Annotated in this window: 17 protein-coding genes; 3 read left to right on the top strand and 14 right to left on the bottom strand. The window is 43.2% G+C overall.

The window, feature by feature from the left end; all coding sequences use genetic code 11:
- Nucleotide 1 precedes the first annotated feature (1 nt).
- The 4 genes from cobA to hemA are packed head-to-tail and all read right to left on the bottom strand — an operon-like array spanning nt 2 to nt 4,231.
- Nucleotides 2-1,519 carry a uroporphyrinogen-III C-methyltransferase gene (gene cobA, locus BXY41_RS04795; RefSeq protein WP_104435240.1) on the bottom strand — a complete coding sequence of 506 codons (1,518 nt, stop codon included), beginning with the start codon at nt 1,517-1,519 and terminating at the stop codon, nt 2-4.
- An 18-nt stretch (nt 1,520-1,537) separates the two neighbouring features.
- Nucleotides 1,538-2,437 carry a hydroxymethylbilane synthase gene (gene hemC / locus BXY41_RS04790; protein WP_104435238.1) on the bottom strand — a complete coding sequence of 300 codons (900 nt, stop codon included), beginning with the start codon at nt 2,435-2,437 and terminating at the stop codon, nt 1,538-1,540.
- Nucleotides 2,427-3,068, bottom strand: a complete 642-nt coding sequence (locus BXY41_RS04785; protein ID WP_104435236.1) for a precorrin-2 dehydrogenase/sirohydrochlorin ferrochelatase family protein — start codon at nt 3,066-3,068, stop codon at nt 2,427-2,429. The genes hemC and BXY41_RS04785 overlap by 11 nt, the downstream gene beginning before the upstream one ends.
- 2 nt (nt 3,069-3,070) lie before the next feature.
- A complete protein-coding gene (gene hemA / locus BXY41_RS04780) occupies nt 3,071-4,231 on the bottom strand; it encodes a glutamyl-tRNA reductase (protein ID WP_104435234.1) in 1,161 nt (386 codons plus the stop codon).
- A gap of 158 nt (nt 4,232-4,389) precedes the next feature.
- Here hemA and BXY41_RS04775 point away from each other — a divergent pair, with 158 nt between their 5' ends.
- Nucleotides 4,390-4,884, top strand: coding sequence for a GNAT family N-acetyltransferase (locus tag BXY41_RS04775; RefSeq protein ID WP_104435232.1), 495 nt, complete (start codon nt 4,390-4,392; stop codon nt 4,882-4,884).
- Nucleotides 4,885-4,969: 85 nt separating this feature from the next.
- Here BXY41_RS04775 and BXY41_RS04770 read toward each other — a convergent pair whose 3' ends face one another.
- From BXY41_RS04770 to BXY41_RS04755, 4 genes are all read right to left on the bottom strand, one after another.
- Complete coding sequence (locus tag BXY41_RS04770; protein ID WP_104435229.1) at nt 4,970-10,339, bottom strand: S-layer homology domain-containing protein; 5,370 nt, start codon at nt 10,337-10,339, stop codon at nt 4,970-4,972.
- A 420-nt stretch (nt 10,340-10,759) separates the two neighbouring features.
- The gene (locus BXY41_RS04765) at nt 10,760-11,494 is read right to left on the bottom strand and encodes an amino acid ABC transporter ATP-binding protein (RefSeq protein WP_104435646.1); all 735 of its coding nucleotides are present in this window, start codon (nt 11,492-11,494) and stop codon (nt 10,760-10,762) included.
- 4 nt (nt 11,495-11,498) lie between these two features.
- On the bottom strand, nt 11,499-12,191 hold the full coding sequence (locus BXY41_RS04760) for an amino acid ABC transporter permease (protein ID WP_104435227.1): 693 nt from the start codon (nt 12,189-12,191) through the stop codon (nt 11,499-11,501).
- An 18-nt stretch (nt 12,192-12,209) separates the two neighbouring features.
- The gene (locus BXY41_RS04755; RefSeq protein WP_104435225.1) at nt 12,210-13,052 is read right to left on the bottom strand and encodes a basic amino acid ABC transporter substrate-binding protein; all 843 of its coding nucleotides are present in this window, start codon (nt 13,050-13,052) and stop codon (nt 12,210-12,212) included.
- 181 nt (nt 13,053-13,233) lie between these two features.
- On the opposite strand from BXY41_RS04755, the gene BXY41_RS04750 reads away from it, so the two are divergent.
- Nucleotides 13,234-14,010, top strand: coding sequence for a TMEM164 family acyltransferase (locus tag BXY41_RS04750; protein ID WP_104435643.1), 777 nt, complete (start codon nt 13,234-13,236; stop codon nt 14,008-14,010).
- A 45-nt stretch (nt 14,011-14,055) separates the two neighbouring features.
- On the top strand, nt 14,056-14,490 hold the full coding sequence (locus BXY41_RS04745) for a C-GCAxxG-C-C family protein (RefSeq protein ID WP_104435223.1): 435 nt from the start codon (nt 14,056-14,058) through the stop codon (nt 14,488-14,490).
- A 10-nt stretch (nt 14,491-14,500) separates the two neighbouring features.
- Here the strand turns inward: BXY41_RS04745 and BXY41_RS04740 are convergent, their stop codons facing one another.
- From BXY41_RS04740 to BXY41_RS04715, 6 genes are all read right to left on the bottom strand, one after another.
- Complete coding sequence (locus tag BXY41_RS04740; RefSeq protein ID WP_242980039.1) at nt 14,501-15,838, bottom strand: glycoside hydrolase family 30 protein; 1,338 nt, start codon at nt 15,836-15,838, stop codon at nt 14,501-14,503.
- A gap of 17 nt (nt 15,839-15,855) precedes the next feature.
- On the bottom strand, nt 15,856-16,644 hold the full coding sequence (locus tag BXY41_RS04735) for a carbohydrate ABC transporter permease (protein ID WP_432765503.1): 789 nt from the start codon (nt 16,642-16,644) through the stop codon (nt 15,856-15,858).
- 64 nt (nt 16,645-16,708) lie between these two features.
- Nucleotides 16,709-17,581, bottom strand: coding sequence for a carbohydrate ABC transporter permease (locus BXY41_RS04730; protein ID WP_104435219.1), 873 nt, complete (start codon nt 17,579-17,581; stop codon nt 16,709-16,711).
- Nucleotides 17,582-17,650: 69 nt separating this feature from the next.
- On the bottom strand, nt 17,651-19,012 hold the full coding sequence (locus tag BXY41_RS04725) for an ABC transporter substrate-binding protein (protein WP_104435217.1): 1,362 nt from the start codon (nt 19,010-19,012) through the stop codon (nt 17,651-17,653).
- 217 nt (nt 19,013-19,229) lie between these two features.
- Complete coding sequence (locus BXY41_RS04720; RefSeq protein ID WP_104435215.1) at nt 19,230-20,969, bottom strand: sensor histidine kinase; 1,740 nt, start codon at nt 20,967-20,969, stop codon at nt 19,230-19,232.
- Complete coding sequence (locus BXY41_RS04715; protein WP_104435213.1) at nt 20,966-21,796, bottom strand: response regulator transcription factor; 831 nt, start codon at nt 21,794-21,796, stop codon at nt 20,966-20,968. The genes BXY41_RS04720 and BXY41_RS04715 overlap by 4 nt, the downstream gene beginning before the upstream one ends.
- Nucleotides 21,797-21,799: the final 3 nt, after the last annotated feature.

Here is a 21,799-nt window from a genome sequence, read left to right as displayed (position 1 = left end):
TTTACTCCTTTTCTTTACACCAGTCCTGGCAAATGATTTCTGCCAGCCCTGATACGCTGTAAACCGGTGCAATTAAATCAGCTTCTCTCCCATACCGGGAAAGCGCCTTTGCTGTGATATCACCGATGCAGACCACCTTTAAAGCGGAAAGCAAATTGAGGATTTTCTCTCTTTCTTCCCTAAAAAATGCATCTACGCCGGATGCACTGGCAAAAGTCAGATAATGAAGAGGGGGCAATCCGTTTCCCTGCTCTTCCTGTTCCTTTTTTTTCAGCGCCACATCATATAGTACAATATCATCGTAACAGATCCCTGCTTCATCAAGAACCCGGTTCAGTTCCGGCGACCCGCCTGATGACCTGGGTATGAGCAGCCGGTCTTCTTTTGACAATAGGGTCTTTAATCCATTTGCAAGATCTGTTACCTGATAGCGGTCAGGAATATAATCAGCATGAAAACCAAACTTAACCAGTTCATTTTCCGTGCCTTTCCCTATCACTGCAAATCTTATGGCTCCCAGTGAGCGCAAATCATAACCGCCTTCGAAAAGGCCGGTGAAAAATTCTCTCACTGCATTGGCGCTGGTAAATATGAGCCAGGAATAGGTTTTTAGCCTTTGATATGCTTTATTCATGGCTTCCCCTGACCGATAGGAATCTATGGATAAAGTCAATATACTGTCTGTCATTCCTCCAAGTTCTGCAAGCTCCTGACGAAGTCTTCCAGTAAAGGATTCGGTTCCGGTAATACCAATCCTGCAGCCCTTCAGGGGCTGATTCAGGGTAGATGAAAAATCCAGAGCTGCCACGTCCCCTGCCACAATGATGGCAGGACTTTTAATCTCTGCCTGTTTTGCTCTGCTCTCAATATCCTTCAGAGTCCCCCGGACTATTCTCTGCTGCGGAAGGGTTCCGTTTTCAATTACAGCTGCCGGTGTATCTTCCGGCTTTCCATTTCTAATAAGACCATTAACAATCAGGGAAAGATTGGAGAGTCCCATTAAAAAAACCAGAGTTCCTGAGAGTCTGGCAAAGGAATCGAAATCAGGCGGAAGGGTTCCATTCTCAGAGAGAGTATGTCCTGTCATTACATGGAAGCTTCGGCTCACCGCCCTGTGAGTCACAGGAATTCCTGCCATGGAAAGCGCTGCCACCGCAGAGGTCACACCAGGTACTACTTCAAAGGGGATTCCTGCCTCCGAAAGTGTCAGAATCTCTTCTCCTCCCCGTCCAAATACAAAGGGATCTCCTCCTTTTAAACGGACCACATTCAAACCTTCCTCTGCCAGCTCCACTAAGAGCCGGTTAATCTCTTCCTGCTTCATGGAATGGGCGCCTGCCCGTTTCCCCACATAGATCTTTCTGCAATGCTCGGGTACCTCATCGAGGAAATAATCCGAAGCAAGGGAGTCATAAACCAGTGCATCGCAGCTGCCAAGCCGCTTCAATCCTTTTTGGGTGATGAGACCGGGATCGCCCGGCCCGGCACCGACTAAGTATACCACTCCATTTTTCTTCATGACATCCTCCATTTTCAATTAAAGTCTTTTTGCGGCTTCTTCCGCCAGGCTGTCCAACTCTTCTGTTTTACCCTTAAGATGGATTCTTTTTGTCTGGCTGTCTCTGCTTCTGATTCCAAAGACCTCAAACTGACCTTCCTCAATGCGGGAGTAGACTCCCACCGGCTCATGACATCCTGCATTTAATAGCTTTAATATCTTTCGCTCCAGTGTCAGGCATAGTCTTGCTTCTTTATTTTCAATTGGCCATATCTCCGGCCAGTTTTCCATTCCCACTCTTCCTTCTACCGCCAGAATTCCCTGTCCTCCGGCAGGAATCATGGTCTCACAGTCGAAGTAATGATAATCAAAGGCTGGATCTGACTGGATACTCAGGCGGTTTAACCCTGCAGCTGCAAGAATGATTCCATCAAAATCCCCATCAGCCAGCCGTTTTAAACGGGTCTGCACATTCCCTCTTAAATTCTCGCACCGGACCGGAATTTCTTTCCATAAAGTACTTCCGATCTCTTCGATCTGTATCCTTCTTCTTAAGCTGGAAGTACCAATTACAATCTCTTCTCTTTTATTTAAGTCAGTGCCTTTTAAGGTTATGAGTACATCCCTTGGATCCTCACGCGCCGGGACTGCCACAATTCCAAGACCTTCTTTTAAATCCATGGGAAGATCCTTTGCACTATGGACAGCTAAATCAATCTCTCCCCGCAAAAGTGCATCTTCAAACTCTGTTACAAACACTCCTTTTCCGCCAAACTCCAAAAGCGGCTTATTAAGAATGCGGTCTCCTTCTGTCTGCCTTTTCATCAGCTGCACGGTAAGTCCGGGTGTAACCTTTATCAAAGCATCGGCGACCAGCTGAGTCTGTGCAACAGCAAGTGCACTTTTTCTGGTTCCAATGCGTATGGTATCAATTTTCATGTTCCCCAAGTTTCCTTTCTATCAGCTCTATGGCCTGTTCTCTGGTAAATACTCCGCCCTGCCTGATTCCTTCTATTACCATAATTTTAAAGATTTCAGTCCGGACAGGGAGGGAAGGCACCCTTTCCTTTACCAGTTCCCGGTAGGTACCAAGCTGGCCAGCCAGCATGCCAAATCCTTTGGGAATGGCTTCTTTAAACCGTTTTTTTAAATACTGGGCGATGGTGGGAGAACTGCCTCCTGTGGATATTCCCACAACGATATCCTCTTCTTTAATCAGAGCTGGAAATATAAAACTGCATTCTTCCTGTACATCCACCACATTCACCGGAATTTTCTGCTGTCTGCATATAACAGATATGTGCCTGTTCAGTTCTTCGTCTGACGTTGCGGCAATCACAAAATCCGCCTGTTCTATATCCTTATCTTCAAAGCCCCGCCTGATGAGAGTCATGGTCTTATCACATGCGGCAGCAAGCTGCTCCATCTCAGAAATCATCTCGAAACCAACCACCGTAATTTCAGGTCCGAAGTCCTTTAACACAAGTGCTTTTCTGTAAGCAACCATTCCACCGCCTACTATCAGGCACGTTTTCCCTTCAAGCTCTACAAAAAACGGAAAATAAGCCATTGTCACTCCTCTCTCATCCAGTCCTTTAACCCATCTAATGTCCGAAGCACCACCTTTAAGTCCTCACTGGTAACATGATCCCGGATGCGGTATAAAAGAGTATCAAGCCGCTTACCGGACAGCACTTCTTTTAATTCATCCATTTGGGAAATATAAGGATGAAACAAAATTTCCTTTAATGCCCCATCCAGTTCTTCTTCCATAATCTCTCTGGCGCAGTCCAGTTCTTTTAGCTTAATCTGGGTATTGTTCTTTGATAGTGTTTCAAAATAGTCAATATCATATAATGTAAGTCCGGGATATTCCCTGATCTCAGGGTCCATATCAACAGGTACGGCTACATCAATAAAAAGCCGCTTTTTATCCGAATTCGCACATTTTTCCAGTTCTTCTCTGGTTATGGTATAGTGAGGTCCTAAAGTTGCACTGATCACCACATCCATATCATTCATATATTGGTAGCGTTCTTTGTAATCCACTTCCCTGATCCGGTCGCTGTCCACTTTCAGCAGCAAATCTGAGGAGTGGGTTCTGACAGTTCCTGTTACACGGATACCGGGCTTACTTAGCAGATTCTTGGTTATGGTTCCCCCCATTTTCCCTGTCATTCCGATTACCATAACATCTTTATACTCTCCCTCATTGTTGAAATGAAATACTTCATTTGCCACAAGAGTTGCAATGGAAAGAGGGGTTCTGGATAGTCTGGTATCTGTTTTAATTCGCTTTGCTGCAGCCATCGCTTTCTGAAACAGCACATTCAGTTCGTAATCCGCAGCTCCTGATTCTCTGGAATACTGATAAGCCTCCCGAACCTGTCCCAGAATCTCATCTTCTCCTAAAACCATGGAATCAAAACCACAGGCAACCTTAAATAAATGCCTTATGGCACTTTCTTCCTGATAGACATTTAAATATTTAATTAATTCTCCCAGACGAACGTTTTTTAAACCGGCAGCCTCCCTCTGGAGTTCTCTAACGGCATATTTTGATCCTGAAACATAGATCTCACTGCGGTTACAGGTGCAAAGCACGACGACGCCTGTTATGGAATCCTTTTTCATCAGTCTTTCTATTAATTCAGCCTTTTCTTTGGTGCTGAAGGCTAATTTCTCTCTGATATTTACCGGAGCCATCTTGTGACTCACACTCATACAATACATGTTCTTTCCAGCTTTCTTCTCTAAACCTCGTAATCAAAACCATGTCCCTATTCTACCACAACCCCAAACACAGGGCAATGGAGTGTTAAAACTCCGATTGCATTTTTTCAGATGCCATGTATAATAAGAGAAATACTTTTGAATGGGGGTAAATGCAGATGCACATAAGAACAGTTATACCAGAAGACTCTGATCTCCTGGTAAAAATGTTAAAACAGTTGGATACAGAAACCAGCTTCATGATGTATGAACCGGGAGAACGGACTGCAACAGCCGATGATATGAAGCATAGAATTGAGCAGTGGGAAAGATCCGGATCTCTTTTTCTTTTGCTGGAAAATGAAGGGGAATTAGTCGGTTTTATTTCTGCTTTAAGGGGAGAGCCACGAAGGATCCGCCACAGTGCCTATCTGGTTGTTGGAATTTTAAAAGACTACAGAGGGAACGGATACGGAGCGATGCTCTTTCAGAAAATGGAACAGTGGGCAAGAGAAAATGGCATTACAAGACTGGAACTGACCGTCATGACCGAGAATGAACAGGCACGCCATCTGTATGAGAAAATGGGATTTTACATCGAAGGAAAAAAAGAACGTTCTATGATTGTAGATGGAAGATCCGTTGATGAATATTATATGGCTAAACTTTTATAGTAAAAAATCCCCCTGATTGGAAAAGCGCGGAATAAAAAGCGATTTTTTATGATCAGGGGGATTTTCATTACTATTTACTTATCTGTTATTCTGTTTTCATAACTCCATTTTCATCTACATCATGTCCGTCAATTCTAGTGCCTGTTGCAAGGATACCATCGGCATAGAAGTAATATTTCTTACCATTTGTATCCAGCCAACCGGTATATGCTTTTCCATCCTTATAGTAGAGATACTGGCCGCCATCATTTCGTGCCCAGCCCTGTGCACTGGAAGGATCTATGGTGAGCTTTGCCAGACGGTAAAGCACCATGCTGGCCTGAGCCCGGGTGACGTTGTTTTTTGGATTAAAGTGATTATTCTTTTCGCCCATTATCACGCACGCCTGTTGCATGGAAGTAACAGCTTTTTTGTATACACTGTCAATACTTGCGTTATCATCATAGTTAATTGCATCTCTGGTAATGGATAACGGACAACTCATGACTGCTTTCGTATAATTTTGTAAAATTAGAGCCATTTCTTCTCTGGTTACAGGCTGGTCGGGTAAAAACTGTCCGTTTCCAGTTGCTTTTATAATGCCTTTTTTATTCGCCCAGTCTGCGTAAGAAGCTGCATTGCTTTCAGAACTTACATCTGTAAAACTGTTGGCCTGATAAAGCCCTGGGTCGACATTTGCCAGCCTGCCAAGGGCTGTGGCAAGGATTCCACGGGTAATGTTGCCATCTGGTGAAAATACGGTGTCAGAGGTACCGGTAATCAGTCCCCTTCCGTCCGCATAATCCATTGCTTCTTTTGCCCAATGGGTGGATATGTCAGTGAAACGATTGCCCTGGGTATAGCCCACTCCGCCTGTCTGGAACTGATTGGAGGTAAAGATTATACTCTTTGTATTAGTGTCATAGGCAGAGTTTGTAATACGGGCTGCATTTCCCTGTTCGTCAACCGATACTGCGTAAAGATATCCTGTTTCTTCTTTGTCCGGAGTGTATGGAATTGAGTAGATGGCGCTTCCATTTCCAATTGATTTAATCTCCATATGATTGCCGTCTTTGTTATATCCGGCTGTTACCCGGTATACTGGTCTGTTCATAATCATTGTCTGGGCGTTGCCGGAACGTCTGGTTTCAGGAGCCATGGTAATGGTAACGTCACCCGTACTCTGGACACGAAGATTTCTCAGTGCCTCTAAATCCAGATTTAAGACTATCATATCGCTCTTTAACTCAAATTGTCTGATATATTTCTCTGTCAGGATCTTTAATATGTACTGTGGGATTACAAATCCAACAACCTTCTCATCTCCTAAATCTTTTACAGTCAGAGAAATACCGATGCCGTTTGCTGTCTTTCCTTTTGCTTTTGCTTCATCCCATGCTCTGGTTGCAGCATCTAAAACAGCTTTTTCTGTAATTGCTGCATAAGCCTCTCCATTCTCTGTATGAGTGACCGGAATATCTTCCCTACCCATAACCGGCTGGCCTGGCCATCTGCTGCAGACTGCTTTTGATGTTTCTGAACCGCTGTCACTTCCTGCGTTTCCTCCTGTGCCGCTTTCCGTGTAACTGATTGCATAGATTGAAAAGCTCTTTGTATAAATGGTAATTGTATCTGTTGCTGCTACAAAATATTCTCCGTTTTCATCCGGACTGCCATTTTGAAGAGTCTGTGGGATTCCATTATGGACCCTGTGAACGTTTATCCCTGATTTTCCTCTCAGATTTTCAGGCAATGGAAATACGATTTCAATAATCTCCGGCAGATTTCCCAGCCTCTCGGGTGTACCTGGTATGCTGTTTTCTGTCCGTGTTTTATATGCAGACAGGTCAAGGTATAGTCCGATGGGATTTCCACCGGCAGCATTTAAGATCTTATCTGCATCATCTTTAATTTCTTCTTTTTGTTTTAGATCTGCCACCAGTTTGATTTCCACCTTGTTGCCGGAAATCTGTGCAAATTCCTTATCTTCCTGGGTAAACTGTTCCTCTAAATTACCCACCACAATATCAGGAGCTCCGGTCTTTACTTCGACGATGCTGTTGATCGTACCTGACGGCATTCTGATTGAATCGCTTAGTACGCAATCTTCATTGTCAACCACAACCAGAACTGTCACAACTTTACCATCTTTCGTTACCTGTAAATTATAGGTACCGTTTGGTATACCGTTGATTGTAAAATTACCAGTTTCGTCCGTTGAAGTAGTTCCTACCTGACGGTTTCCTTTTTTTAGTACAAGGAACGCACCGGGTACGGGGTTGCCGTTTTCCTCAACTACTTTTCCAGAAACTTTATAAGTGCCTTCCACAACTGCTTTTGGTGTTACCGGAGCAGATGGTGTGGAGTCTGTTCCTGCTCCTGCAGAATTGACAGCTTTGACAGTAAAGGTGTAGGAAACTCCATTTGTCAGACCTGTTACTGTAATTGGACTGGAAGATCCACTGATTGCCACACCACCTGGACTGGAAGTCACTATGTAAGACAGAACGGAGCTTCCACCGTTATTTGCTGGCGGACTGAAGCTTACAACCGCACTTCTATCGCCGGCAACTGCTGTAACATTTTGGGGAGCTCCTGGAATCGTTACAGTAGGTGTTTTTATGAGGGTCACTTCTTTTACGGAACTGTCATTTCCAGGTATATCTGAGGTTTTACTGGCATAACCAGATGAGGATACCGTCTGTGATCCTGCCGGAAGCCACAGGTAGGCTACACCATCGTCCTTTGTTACAGCTCTGTAAGTGTATCTTCCTGGTGTTCCGTTTACTTCTGAGGAAATAACAGTCTCAGCTGCAGGGCTGACTGCCGCTTTCATACGATATACGTTATCACCGCCCTCTGCATTCATAATTGTACGGGAAGCCCCGGCTTCCATTGATATGAGATCAATATTTCCGGTAGAAATGTATATGTTTCTTCCCATTACAGAATCCCGGGTTGCGGAAGCCCCCCGGCCGCCGCGAATATAGATATCTCCTGCATCTTTTGAGATGCTGACAGTTCCCCGGTCAGCATTTGATACTTCACTGCTTCCGTAAGCACGCAATCCAACACCACCGACTCCGGTAGTTCCGTTACCTCCTATGGCAGTAACATCAGCTCCATCACCAATGTTTATTAGTCCGGTATGTGTATAAACGGCGTGGGAACCGTTGACCTGACCATTGCCGCCTATGGCGGTTACGGAAGCCTGGGAGATGTTTATGTTACCCGAATTGCTGTACAATCCAAGCGAACTGTTTGTTTTACCGTTACCACCAATGGCGGTTACGGTTCCTCCAGTAATATCCACATCTTTGTAATAGGTAGCAATTGCTGTTCCGGCAGTGGAATCCTGACTATCACCGCCCGTTGCTGTTACGGTCCCCCCAGATATATTTACCTTCTGCACATAAGCATAAATTCCATATCCACCCAGAGCTTTTTTGCTGTAGCCGCCTTCTGCAGTTACAGTTCCTCCGGTGACGTCCAATTGGCTCATTGCATCGATTCCTCTTCCGGCAGGGGTGTTTTCCGAATCACCTCCGGTTGCCGTTACAGTACCATCCTCAATGAGAATATTTCCTCCCTTGGAATGATTATTGGCAGGGAAGGAAACCTGAATACCATGCCCAGGAGTCCAGCTACTGGCTGCGCTTGAATTTCCTCCAGTTGCTGTAACCACCGAATTTCCAATCCGGATCGTTCCCCAGCCAACTCTGATGCCGGTTCCCCCGTTATTATTCTCACCATTTCCTCCCGTTGCATTAACCGTTACGCCTCCGTCAATGGTAAGCCTGGCACCGGAATTGCTGGCATAAGTATAACCTTCCATATCGATTCCCTGACCTGCGGTAAGATTGCTGTCGGTAGTGCTGCCGCCGGTTACATTTAATGTACCGTTACCGGTAATGGATAAATCCTGGTCGTGTATGGAGCGAATACCACTTCCCCAGCTGGAACCGGTTAAATTACAGGTTCCACTTACAATAATATTCATCTGATCCGTTTCGTCATCAGTTTTATTAAGGACCATTGCAGAGCTTTCCACTCCCGCTTTATCAGGCGCAGTAATCGTAAGGTCTATCAGATTCAGCGTAATATCATTATAGACTTCTATATAAGTCTTATCACAGGAAATATCATTTCCATCAATTGTTACTGTGGATAAATCCTCAGATCTGACGTCAATTCTGATAACAGCTGTGGGAGATTTTAAAATACTAAGTGTATCATTGGTTCCTGACAGTACAATTGTCTGATCTGATCCGGTCCACATATAGCTGTTGTCACCAATTTTATAATCAGGATCTGTTGGCATTACCCCTACTCCGGTTACCAGGCATGTTGCATTTATCGGTCCGGAGAGGTAAGTCGTTGTCAGTGATTCTGTAGTCTGACCGCTGGTTATTCCGCTTCCGCTCCACGCATAAGCATACCCTGCAGCACCAACTCCGGCTGCTATAATCGTAACAACGGTTCCTCTTATAACCTTTGCACCGTTGGCAATGGTTGTCCCTCCAGCAGTCGCATTAATACTGCTTCCCGTTGCTGTTCCGGCATAGGAAGCCGAAAAACTGACTGTATAATAATCAAGAAATACATACTTTGTTGCATTACTTATTTCAATAATCTGGTTTGTATCCTTGCCGTCTACATAGACATTATATGTACCATTTGCAGCTGTAGTTTCATACGAACCAGTTCCCGTTTTAGGAACCTCAGTAGTGGTCTGTAAATTTCTTAATTCCACCGCTCCTTCCATATCGGAGAGAGTGTTATCAATATAAGTTTTTATTATTACAGGATACTTTGATCCAGCAGGTGTAACGGTAAAACTTAATTCCGTACTTCCAAGTACGTCGTTGCCGTCCAATACTGTTACAGTAGCCGTATAAATACCAACTGAAAGCCCGGTTTTTGGCGATACGTTAAAATAATCAGATTCATTTTTCCCAATGCTGGGAAGAGACGTTTTACTAATACTATAGTCATCTTTGTTACTTCCAGTTAATACAATATCCAAATTTCCAGTAGAAGCTTCCCCGTTGTTGTTAATACGTATTTGATTTGGTGCTATCCAACTATAGCCTTCATCCGCTGCATTAAATGTATAAGAAGTTAACCCAAGATACTCAATATCAGGCACCAGACCTGCCATCAATGCCTGAGCCGGCGTTGCTTCTTCAAACTCAAAAGGCATTGCAGCTGGTTCTGTAACTGCTTCCGGTTCTGCAAGCTGTTCCGGTTCTGCGGTTGTTTCCTGCGGTGCTTCTGTCTGTGGTTCTGTCTGTGGTTCTTCCGTCTCTGGCTCTTCTTCCGCCTCAGACGGTGTTGCTGATTCATAATTTTCACTTTGTGTGGTAAAACTTTCCGATGTCTGGCCAGGATTCCCTTCCTCTGCCACTACCGATATCGGCGTCAGACCAACGACCATGCATATTATAAGAAATATGCTTATTATTCTCCTCATCATACGTTTTCTCCCAATTTTTCTTACAGAGATACGGAGTTATGTCCGGTCCTTGTCACTGGCTTCCCTGCTCTGAAACGTGATAGAACCTTGATTCATCCTTCTAGTTGTTTGGCCGCAATGTCATAAATGATACATTATAATTGATCTTAATGTTCAACCCCTTTCAAAAATAGTTTAATTAAAAAAAATCAGCAATCCTGACTAAATCTTAGCCTAGTGGTCTCTGATAATTCAACATAAAAGCAACAAATTCGACATTTTTTTGTAGTATATCACATGTTTTCGGAAAATAATAGATGTAATTTTTTATACTGCAGAATATTTTCAATAATCAGATTTGTTAAACAAAAATGTCACCGATTCAGTAACAAATCAGTGACATTTTAAGATATTTTTATAAGTTTTGAAACTATAATACCATTAAAGTACTTTACTTAAGAACAGCTTTAACCGGTCATTCTTTGGATTAGCAAAAAATTCTCCAGGTTCATTCTCCTCCAGGAAGTAACCGCCGTCCATAAACATCACTCTGGTCGCTACCTCTCTGGCAAATCCCATCTCATGGGTAACAACTACCATGGTCATCTTTTCTTCTGCCAGTTCCCGCATAACGGTTAACACTTCTCCTACCATCTCCGGATCAAGTGCAGAAGTCGGTTCATCAAACAGCATCACATCCGGATTCATACACAAAGCGCGCACAATGGCAATTCTCTGCTTTTGACCACCGGAGAGCTGGTTGGGATAAGCATCCGCACGGTCAGCCAGTCCTACCTTATGAAGGAGCTTTAAAGCCTGTTCTTTCGCTTCTTTCTCACTTTTTCCCTGTAACTTAACGGGTGCAATTGTTAAGTTCTTTAAAATTGTCATATGAGGGAATAAGTTAAACTGCTGAAATACCATTCCCATCTTCTGACGGTGCTTGTCAATATCGGTTTTCTTGTCCACGATATCGGCACCTTCAAAAAGAATATGACCGCCGCTGGGCTCTTCCAGTCTGTTTAAGCAACGCAGGAATGTACTTTTTCCCGAACCGGAAGGTCCGATTACACACACCACATCACCTTTGTAAATATCAACGGAGATGTCTTTCAACACTTCCATATCGCCAAATTTTTTTCCCAGATTCTGTACCTGAATCAAAGGTTTTTCCATATTATTAATGCTCACTTCTCTGCAGCCTCCTCTCCAGTACCTTTACCAGCCGTGAAAACACCATAACCATAACCAGATAAATGACTGCCACTGCGATCAGAGGCATGAATGCAGAATAGGTGCGGCTCTTAATAATATCTCCGCCTTTCGTTAGATCCTGCAGTCCTATGTAACCTGCTACTGAGGTTTCCTTTAACAGCACGATAAACTCATTGGCCAGAGTCGGAACTACATTTTTAAATGCCTGGGGCATGATAATAAACCACATGGTCTGGGCATAATTAAAGCCCAGACTCCTTCCCGCTTCAAACTGCCCCTTTTCAATGCTGCTGATACCACTTCGGAAGATTTCAGCCACGTAGGCACCGGAGTTGATTCCGAATGCGACTACCGCAGTAAATACCTGTCCCGGATCATGAAAGGAAAAGATCACAAAATACATGATCATGAGCTGAACTACTACCGGTGTTCCGCGGATTACCGTAAGATAAACCCCGCAGATCCAGTTCAGTACCTTCAGCTTATGTGTATTTTCATAAGTAGACCGGATCACTGCAACTAAAAATCCCAGCAATATTCCGATTAAGACTGCAAAAAACGTGATTTTTAACGTATTCTGCAATCCGTCGGCAATATATTTCCAACGGTTGTCTACGATAAAATTCTGATAGAAATCATCTCTTAGCTTTTCCCACATGGCACTCTTCCTTTATTCTTATTTTGCTGTGATGTATTTATCCACAATCTTCTGAAGTTCGCCGGAATCTTTTAATTCCTTGATTGCAGCATTCATCTTCTCTAACAGTTCTGTATTACCTTTTTTAACAGCAATTGCATATTCTTCTTCTGTAAATGCTTCATCAAGAATCTTTAAGCCTGCGTTTTCTTTTACAAATACTTTTGCTGGTTCACGGTCAATGACTACGGCATCAACTTTTCCCTGGGTAAGAGCCATAACAGCTTCCATTCCCTTGTTGAAACGCTGAATATTGCCATCCTTAATGTCTCCTGCATAAATATCTCCGGTTGTTCCGGTCTGAACACCAATCTTTTTGCCGTCTAAATCAGCCGGTGCCTTAATCTCACTGCCATCTTTTACAATAATAACCTGAGCTGCCTGTGCATAGGTATCAGTAAAGTCCACATTCTTTTTACGATCTTCATTTACAGTCATACCAGCTGCAGTAAAATCTGCTTTGCCAGACTGAACAGCAGGGATCAGGGAATCAAATGCCATATCCTGAATCTCCAGTTCCATGCCCATCTTATCAGCAATGGCTTTTGCGATATCTGCATCAATACCTACGATATCATTGTTATCATGATATTCGTAAGGAGGGAACTCTGCATTGGTTACCATAACCAGCTTACCGCCTGCTGCTGAGCTCTCTGCTCCAGCTTTTGTTGTTTCTCCTGCTGCTTTTGTTGTCTCAGCTCCAGCTTTGGTTGTCTCAGCTCCTGCTGCTTTTGTTGTCTCTGTTTTTGCTGTCCCGCCGCATGCGGTTAATACTGCTGCCATACATAATGCTACTGCAACTGCAATTTTATTTTTCTTCATAATGATTCCTCCTCTTATACACAAATCTGCATAATTATAATATAAGTATCAGTTATACATTATATAGCATTTTCGGAATTAATCAAGTACTTAGAAGGAAGATTGTTCAATTGCCTTGCATGTTTTTTTGCCATCCATTATAATATACCTGATTGATAATCAGGGAAGAAAGGGAACCGATATGAAGGATATCCTTATAAAAACGGCATGGCCTATGACACCGCCTGCCCCCTACTCGTTTTTTCACCTTTTTTTTGTCTCTGCAGGGCTCATTTTCGTAGTTTTTCTGTCCTATTACACCACAAGAAAAATAAAGAACAACCAGATACCCGGACTTTTATTTCTCTGCGGCATTGTACTTGCAGCCTCGGAATGCTATAAACAGTTATTCTTATATTATGTGGTGAATGACCAGACTTACAACTGGTGGTATTTTCCATTTCAGTTGTGCAGCCTTCCCATGTATTTCTGTCTGGTGCTGCCATTTGTACCCTCTGCTGGAAATAAGACGGTGCTCTATACTTTTATGCAGGATTTTAACCTCCTTGGCGGAATTATGGCACTGGCTGAACCGTCAGGATTATTTCATCCTTACTGGGTACTGACTATTCACGGCCTGATCTGGCACCTGCTGCTGATTTATATCGGCCTGGTAATTGCCTTTTCCCGCTGTTCTGACACCACCCTGAAGGGATTTGTGCGGACATTGCCTTTATTTTTTGTCTGCTGTATTGTAGCATCAGTCATTAACCGGACTGCAAAGCCTTTGGGCCAGGCGGATATGTTTTATATCTCACCTTATTATCCATCTGCACAGATTGTATTTCATGATATCGCCATAAAATATGGAATTTCCATCGGGAATGCCCTCTATCTGGCCGTTACCTGCCTGGGAGGATTTATCTTTCACGTCATATTTGGGAAATTTCATCTTTATTCTTCCCGGCAGACTGTCTGACCAGGAGTTATATTAATTTAAATCATTCATCAGGAGGAATGACACATGACAGAACCAATGACTGACAGAGCAAAGAAAGCTCTGGAAAAACACGCAGAGGGTTATAATTGTGCACAGGCAGTTTCCTGCGTATTCTGCGATAAAACCGGTGTGGATGAAGCAACTATGTTCCGTTTCACGGAAGGCATGGGGCTTGGAATGGGAGGAATGGAGGGGACATGCGGAGCCATCGGTGCTGCTGCCGTTTTGTCGGGTTTAAAAAACAGTACGGCTCAGCTAGATAAACCAAACTCCAAAAGAACTTCTTACGAAGCATCCAAAGCATGTCTTCAAAGCTTTAAAGAACAGAATGGAAGCGTTGTATGTAAGGATTTAAAAGGGGTTGAAACCGGAAAGGTTCTTCGCCCCTGCAACGACTGCATCGCTGATGCGGTCATGATAATCGAACGGACATTATTTAAAGAAGAATCGGAACGTTAATCCGATTCTTCTATTCTTTTATTACTGCTGTTATAATGGAGGAAGCCTTTGCTGTATATTTTACCAGCTTTCCGGATATTCGAAGCACATAGGGCAGATCACTGCTGCTTCTGTTCAGAATGATCACTGCAATGGAATGATCCGGATTTTCCCAGGCCGTTACATCAAGGAAAGACGTATAACAGGTAGCTGCAATTCTCACTGCACCTGGCTGAATAAAATGGGTAAAATGCCAGTAATACCGAAGTACGAACCTCTCTTCCAGTTCTTTTGTCTCTTCATGATAAAGAAATGGTGCATCACAGTAATTTCCGGTATGATTCGGCCCTCCTTTTTCGTCAAGCAGAACGTTCCAGTCGTAAAATCCGCTCATTCCGTGATTTAAATTGCCAATCATATCATGGGCCAGCCTTCCGGCATTGACAGACTGATCTTCTTTTCCAAATTTAGAGAACTCCAGACAGCTTTCGGATAAGATCAGCTTTTTATCCGGATATTTCTCGTGAATCAGTGACAGAGCGTCAAAATGATCTCCGCTGTACCAGTGAAACGCCACGCCTGCAACCAGTTCTTCTGTCTTGTCACTCATCACTTCACAGGCCCGTTCAAATGCCCGTTCTTTATTGTGATCCCATATAAACAATTCGATATGGCTTAAATTGTTTTTCTCCATCTCCGGCACCAGGAAATCTCTGATAAAATCTCGTTCCTCGCTGGCAGAGTAAACACAGGAATCCCATGGCTGTACTGCTTTTGGTTCATTTTGTATGGAAAGCCTCTGAATGTGATAGCCTCTGTCCGTATATTCTTTCATATAACGGCATAAATATCTGGCCCACCGGCTGTAATACTTTTTTCTCAGGGCTCCGCCCTCTTTCCGGTTTAAATTGGTTTTCATATAGGCGGGAGGAGACCACGGGGAAAGCATGATCGGCAGTTTTCGTTTGCAGTATGCCTCTGCCCGGTCCAAAAGAGGCAGAATGTACTGCTCTACATCCTGAAAGCTGAAATATTCAAAATCTTCATCATCTTCCTTATCATCTGCTGCGTACATATGGGTGGAAAAATCACAGCTGTCCACTGGAATCCGGACCATTTGGTAATTCATCTGCTCTGGTGAAAAATACTTCCCAATCAGCTCATCCTGCTGCTCTTTGCTCATCTTTGCAAATACAGATCCTGCTGCATCGGTAAATGCACCTCCAAATCCTTCCATGGTCTGATAACCCATGTGAGGATAAAGATTAATCACCTCATTTTCCGTTCCATCATCAGGAAGAAATTCCCCAGCCGATTCTTCCTGCAAAAGCATTGCATCGCCAAATGTCAGATACTGATGTATATTCAACGCCATACCTCCTTTTCTTAACCCTTAACTGCTCCAAGTGCTACCCCTTTTGTAATGTGCTTATTTAAAATAATATAAATAATTAATGCCGGTGCTGCTGACAAAGCCATTACCGCAAACTGAACTGCGTAGTTGGATGAATACTGCCCTGTAAATTCCAGAATGGCAAAGGGGAGGGTCTTCCATTTTTTACTGCTTAAATAGGTAATTGCCAGCATAAATTCATTCCAGTTATTTAAATAGGTCATAATTGATACTGTAACGATTGAAGATTTCATAAGTGGAAAAATAATGATGGTCAGGATGCGGTAAATTCCACAACCGTCAATCAAAGCGGCCTCTTCCAGTTCCTTGGGAATGGAGCTCATGAAACTGGTAGTGAGGAAAAAGCCCTGAGGCAGGGAAAATGCCACGTAGGGAATGAGCAGTGCCCATATGGTATCTGTAATCCCCAGTTTGTCATAAATTACGTAATTGGGAAGCAGGGTTGCATGGACCGGAATCATCATACCCATCACCATTAAAATGGAGGCTGCGTGCTTTAATTTCCACTCCATTCTGCTGCAGGCAAATGCCGCCATAATGGAGATAATTAAGACAAGTACCACCGCCAGTGTATTGATTAACAGGCTGTTTTTCAAATAATGGAAAAAATTTCCGTTTGTAAAAGCCAGAACATAATTCACCCACTGAATTTTTTTCGGCCATACCAGAATTCCATTTGTAAACAGTTCATTGCTGTTGCATAGAGAAAAGTCAATCAGCCAGATTAACGGAAACATCTGGATTCCGGCTATGATCGTCATAACCGTGATGGTCAGCACTCTTCCCGGATTATTTCTGGTTGCTATCGCTGATTTATCCATATGCCTATTCCCCTCTTTCTGCAAATATGCGGTTAAGTGCAACAGTGGATATCAGACAGATCACAATAAACATTACACTGATGGAATTTCCATAACCGTATTTATAGGACTGGAACGCCTGTTTGTATAAGTAACTTGCCATAAACTGGGTCTCATTGCCGGGACCACCTGCCGTGAGTAAATATACGGTCTCCATCTGTTTTAATGCTGCGATTACCGCCATGGTCACATTCACCTGAATGACCGGTTTCATTAAGGGCAGAGTGATATGAAAGAAAATATCCCTTCCATTTGCCCCGTCAATGGAGGCTGCTTCATACATAACAGGATCTATATTTTTAACACCAGTATAATAAATCAGCATTCCCCAGCCAAATCCGTGCCAGATTAAGACCACCAGAACCGACCAGATTGCGTTGCCGGAGCCTAAGAGATTAAGCTGGCCCGTAAATCCTAAGTTCTTTAACACCTTAGCCACCAGACCGAAGTTGGGATTATAGATAAATTTCCACAGGTAGGCGATTACTGCAACAGAAATTACGTTTGGGATAAAGAAAATACAGCGAAACAGTCCCTCTGCCTTTCCCTGGAGCTGGTCTAGCTTAATGGCAGTCAGCATGGCAAGTGGATGCTGGATACAGATGAAACCAATGGCTAAAAACAGGGAATTGCGAAGAGCTGTCCAGAATACGGAATCCTGAAACAGGGTCCTGTAGTTATCAAGTCCGATGAAGCTGCTTTTTCCGATTCCTGAGTAGTCGGTAAAACCATAATACACACTTAAAAGAATGGGCGCCAGAATGGCAGCTGCAAATACAAAGAGCCCGGGAGCCATCAAAGAAAAGATGACTTTCTTATTGCTGTATAATTTATGCATATTTTTTCCTCACTTTTTGTAAGACAAAGGGAGCTGTTGCTGCAGCCCCCTTATGTGAAAACCGAAGTTCTATTTCTTCATTGCACCTGCCAGTTTATCTGTAAAATCCTTTGCTGTAAGCTGACCGATGGCAAATTCAACAGAGGCATCCTCACTGACAGTTTTAAACTGGTTGGTTCCCAGATCGTTAAATGTTACTCCGGAAATGCTTGTTGCATGATTTACTTTATCTACAAACTCCAGCTGCAGTGCAGTTTCTTTGCCTGTTAAATACTGTGAGAAATTCTGGGCTGACATACATACTCCCTTTTCCCAGCAAAGTTTGGACCAGTTTTCAGGCTGATACATATAATTTAACAGCTTGATGGCTTCCGCTTTTACCTTGGAGTTGGCTGTTACTGCATGACCGCCGCCATTCCATGCCGTAAGATCGGTCTTTGTGCCTTTTCCGCCTTCTACTGCCGGCATGTTGAATACGCCGATGTTATTTCTGATCTCTTCCGGAATATTTTCATTGGTTGCCATGGACATCTCCCAGCTTCCCATGTAATACATGGCAGCCTGGCCATTGGTGAATAAATTCATGCTGGTGGCATAATCGGTTGTCTCAAATCCGGTCTGGAAAATACCTGCATCAATGGATTTTTTCAGCTGATCCAGAGATTTTGTCCATGCTTCGTTGGAATAATCACCTGTTTTTACTGCCTCTCTGATTTCCTTGGAAGATGAGCTGCCGTTATACTGCTGATACAATGCATTGATATAGATGGAAAGAGGCCATTTGTCAGAACCATCCATGGATACCGGAATTACGCCTGCTGCCTTGAATGTATTAACAGCTGCCAGTAAATCATCATAGGTCTCAGGAACCTTTACTCCATATTTTTCAAACATGGACTTGTTATAATAAAATGCCATTACGTCGGTATTTCTTGCTAGTCCATATAATTTTCCATCCTTGCTGAATCCGTCCAGAGCACCCTGGATAAATCCATAATCCTTATAATCTGCTGGATTTAATTCTGCCAGAAGCCCGGCATCAATCACTTCATCAAGAAATGACGGCTGCCCCCATGCATTTACTAAATCCGGCATATCGGAACCTGATGCATATGCTTTGAATTTGGTTTTATAGCTTTCGTCGTCCAGCGCTTCCACCTGGATCTTTACATTGGGATTCTTCTCCATATACTGGTCAAACAGCATCTGCTCGATGAGACCCTGGCCGCTGGTACGGTCTGGTAAGTTGGAAAATACCTTGATTACCACATCCCCGCCTGCTGCAGCCTGACTGCTTTCCTTACCGGTTTCCTTACTGCTTTCCTGACCAGCCTTGGTGTCCTCCGTTTTTGTTTTCCCGCTGCCGCATCCTGCCAGAGCAATGGCTGCTGCCGCTGCACATAACAACATTCCGATTTGTCTTTTTTTCATAGCCCTCTCCAATCTGCCGTCATAAAACGGCAAAATATCATTCTGGTTGCCAATATTACTTATCATTCCCCATCAGCGCTGATTTCTGTTCCTTATTATAGCAATTTATAGTTATGGTTTATACATACTAATTTAATGAAAATGTTTAAAATATTAATCATATTGATCAAAAAAAGTTCAGCAGGCATTATTCATGCCTACCGAACTTCATTAATTTTTACTTTATTTCATTTTGCTCTTTTAAAACAGCCGGAATGTGTATGGTCATTCTGGTTCCGGCTCCTAATACACTTTGTATCAGAAGACCATAATCCTGACCGTAAATCATCTGGATTCTGCGATTGACATTGACAACTCCAATGGAAGTATGGCCTCTCTTTTTCATGGAGTAATCCTCGGACAGGATTTGGGAAATGGCTTCTTCCGTCATGCCCACGCCGTCATCTTCCACCTGGATATACAAATCGTCACCCTCTAACCAGGCTGCAACCACAATATGTCCTTTGTCCAGCTTTTCCTCAATACCGTGTACGATAGCATTTTCCAGAATGGGCTGTATTAAAAGGCGGGGGATAGAAAGATCCATCAGGCTTTCATCAATTTTTATGACTGCCTCCATCTTATCCTGATAACGGTAATTCTGAATCGCTAGATAATCCTCTAAATTCTTAACCTCTTCCCGAATGCGGACGAATGACTTCTTTTCCAGAGAATAACGCATCATATTACCCAGGGCTGCCACCATATCCCCGATATCATCTGCGTGACGGATTCGCGCCATCCAGTTAATGGTGTCCAGGGTATTATAGAGAAAATGAGGATTAATCTGCATCTGCAGAGATTTCATCTGGGCTTCCTGTTTCATTACCTTCTGCTCATAGACCGTACTGACCAGACTGTTCATATCGTTTACCATCTGATTAAAGGTATGGCTCAGCCGTCCGATCTCATCTTCGGAATTGACTTCGCAGTTTATATTAAAATCTCCCTGACCGAAATTCTCCATGGCCTTTGTCAGTTCCCGAAGGGGTTTAGTCATATTTCTGGATACCAGAGCAGAGATGAGGGCTGCCAGACAAGCCGTTATGGCGGTGACCAGTATAACGATGTTCTTTAGTTTTGTTACATCCCGCAGGTAATAATCTCTTGGTATGGCAAGCATCATGTGCCAGCCATTTGAGATCGGAGCACTGTTATAAATGCTGTAATTCTGATCTCCGATTTTTACATCCCGGTAGAATGCTTCCTTCTCCCCGAAGCAGTTAATATAAGGTTCTTTCAACACTTCTCCGGAAAGCTCCTTGGAACTGGCAGCCAGAATGCGCCCTTCTTCATTGACAAGAAAAACGTTGCCTTCCTGGGACAGATCGATATCAGAAATAATATCATATAAACTTTTCTCATTTACATCCAGGGCAACATATCCAAGGGACTTTTTTGAAGGAAATCCATACAGCTTTTTCATCAGAACAATATGCCCGTTTTTTACTTCCCAGTACTGATTCTCATCCCGGATATATTCTCTGATATCCATGGGAGTCCCGCTGCGAATTTTCGTATAAGTGTACTCTCTGTCTGAGTCAGACCGGATGCTGATTGCGTTAATCTCCTGCCGCAGCAGGGCATAGGAAGAAAGGATCTCCCGGATATTGCTGTGGAGACGGTAATAAGCCAGTCTGTCGTCTGCCAGCTCCTGTTCTGATTTTAAAGAACTTTGTATGGTATCGTTTCCATTGATATAAAAAGCAACATTTTCAATCGCAGTCACTGTGCTTTCAATTTTTGAAAGTGTGACTGACGCAAGATTCTTTAAGTAATCATTGGTTTTATCCGCCAGTATTCTTCTTGCATAGGAAAACTCCATAAACGAGAGAAAAATGACGGGAACGAGAATCAGAGTGAGAAAAAGAAACATCAGCTTACTGTGAAAATTTTGTCTGCGATACCATCTTTTCATAACTGGGCTGTCTCCGTAAATTTCTGAAAGGGATTGACTGCATGGCTTCCTGATTTTCGGTATTCATACGGTGTCATACCATAGTTCTTCTTAAATATCTGTCCGAAATACCGTTCGTCTGAGATACCGATTTTACTGCAGATTTCTCCGTTTTTCAGCTTGGTTTCTGTAAGATATTTTGCGGCATAATACATTCTCACGGAAGTGAGAATCTCAAGAAATGTATATCCTGTTTCTTTTTTTATATAATGGCTCATATAAACAGTGGTAAAGTGAAATTCTTCGGAAAGAACCGATAAGCTTAACTCTCTGTCATAATTTTCATAGATATATTTTATGATTTTTCCAATCCGTTCTTCTTCTGCTTCCAGAATCTCTTCTGCAGGCTTAACAAGAGCTGAATATCCCTGAATTTTTGATTCCAGCTCCTCCAGCTTTATTTTCGTCTTTTTTTCCTGATTAAATTTCTCACATGCATTCTTCACACATGCCATGATTTCGTCTGGTGTGGATGGTTTTAAGATATAGTCAGATACCCCAAGTGAAATGGCTTCCCTTGCGTATTCAAACTCACCGTATCCCGTGAGAAGAATGACTTTTGCATCCGGATAATTCTGCAGGGTACGTTTTGCCAGTTCGATTCCAGATAGCCCGGGCATCCGGATGTCCGTAAGTAAAATATCGATCTCCTGACTGTCGATCCACTCTTCTGCCTCAATGCCGTCTTTTAAAATCCCCACAACCTCAATCTCATTTTCCTTCCAGGGCAGCATTCCAAGTCCCTGTCTGATAATGGCTTCATCGTCAACAATCAATAATCGGTACATTGC

The organism is Lacrimispora xylanisolvens (genome assembly GCF_002934545.1).
GTDB lineage: Bacteria > Bacillota > Clostridia > Lachnospirales > Lachnospiraceae > Lacrimispora > Lacrimispora xylanisolvens.
This window is presented reverse-complemented; position numbering and strand designations above follow the sequence as displayed.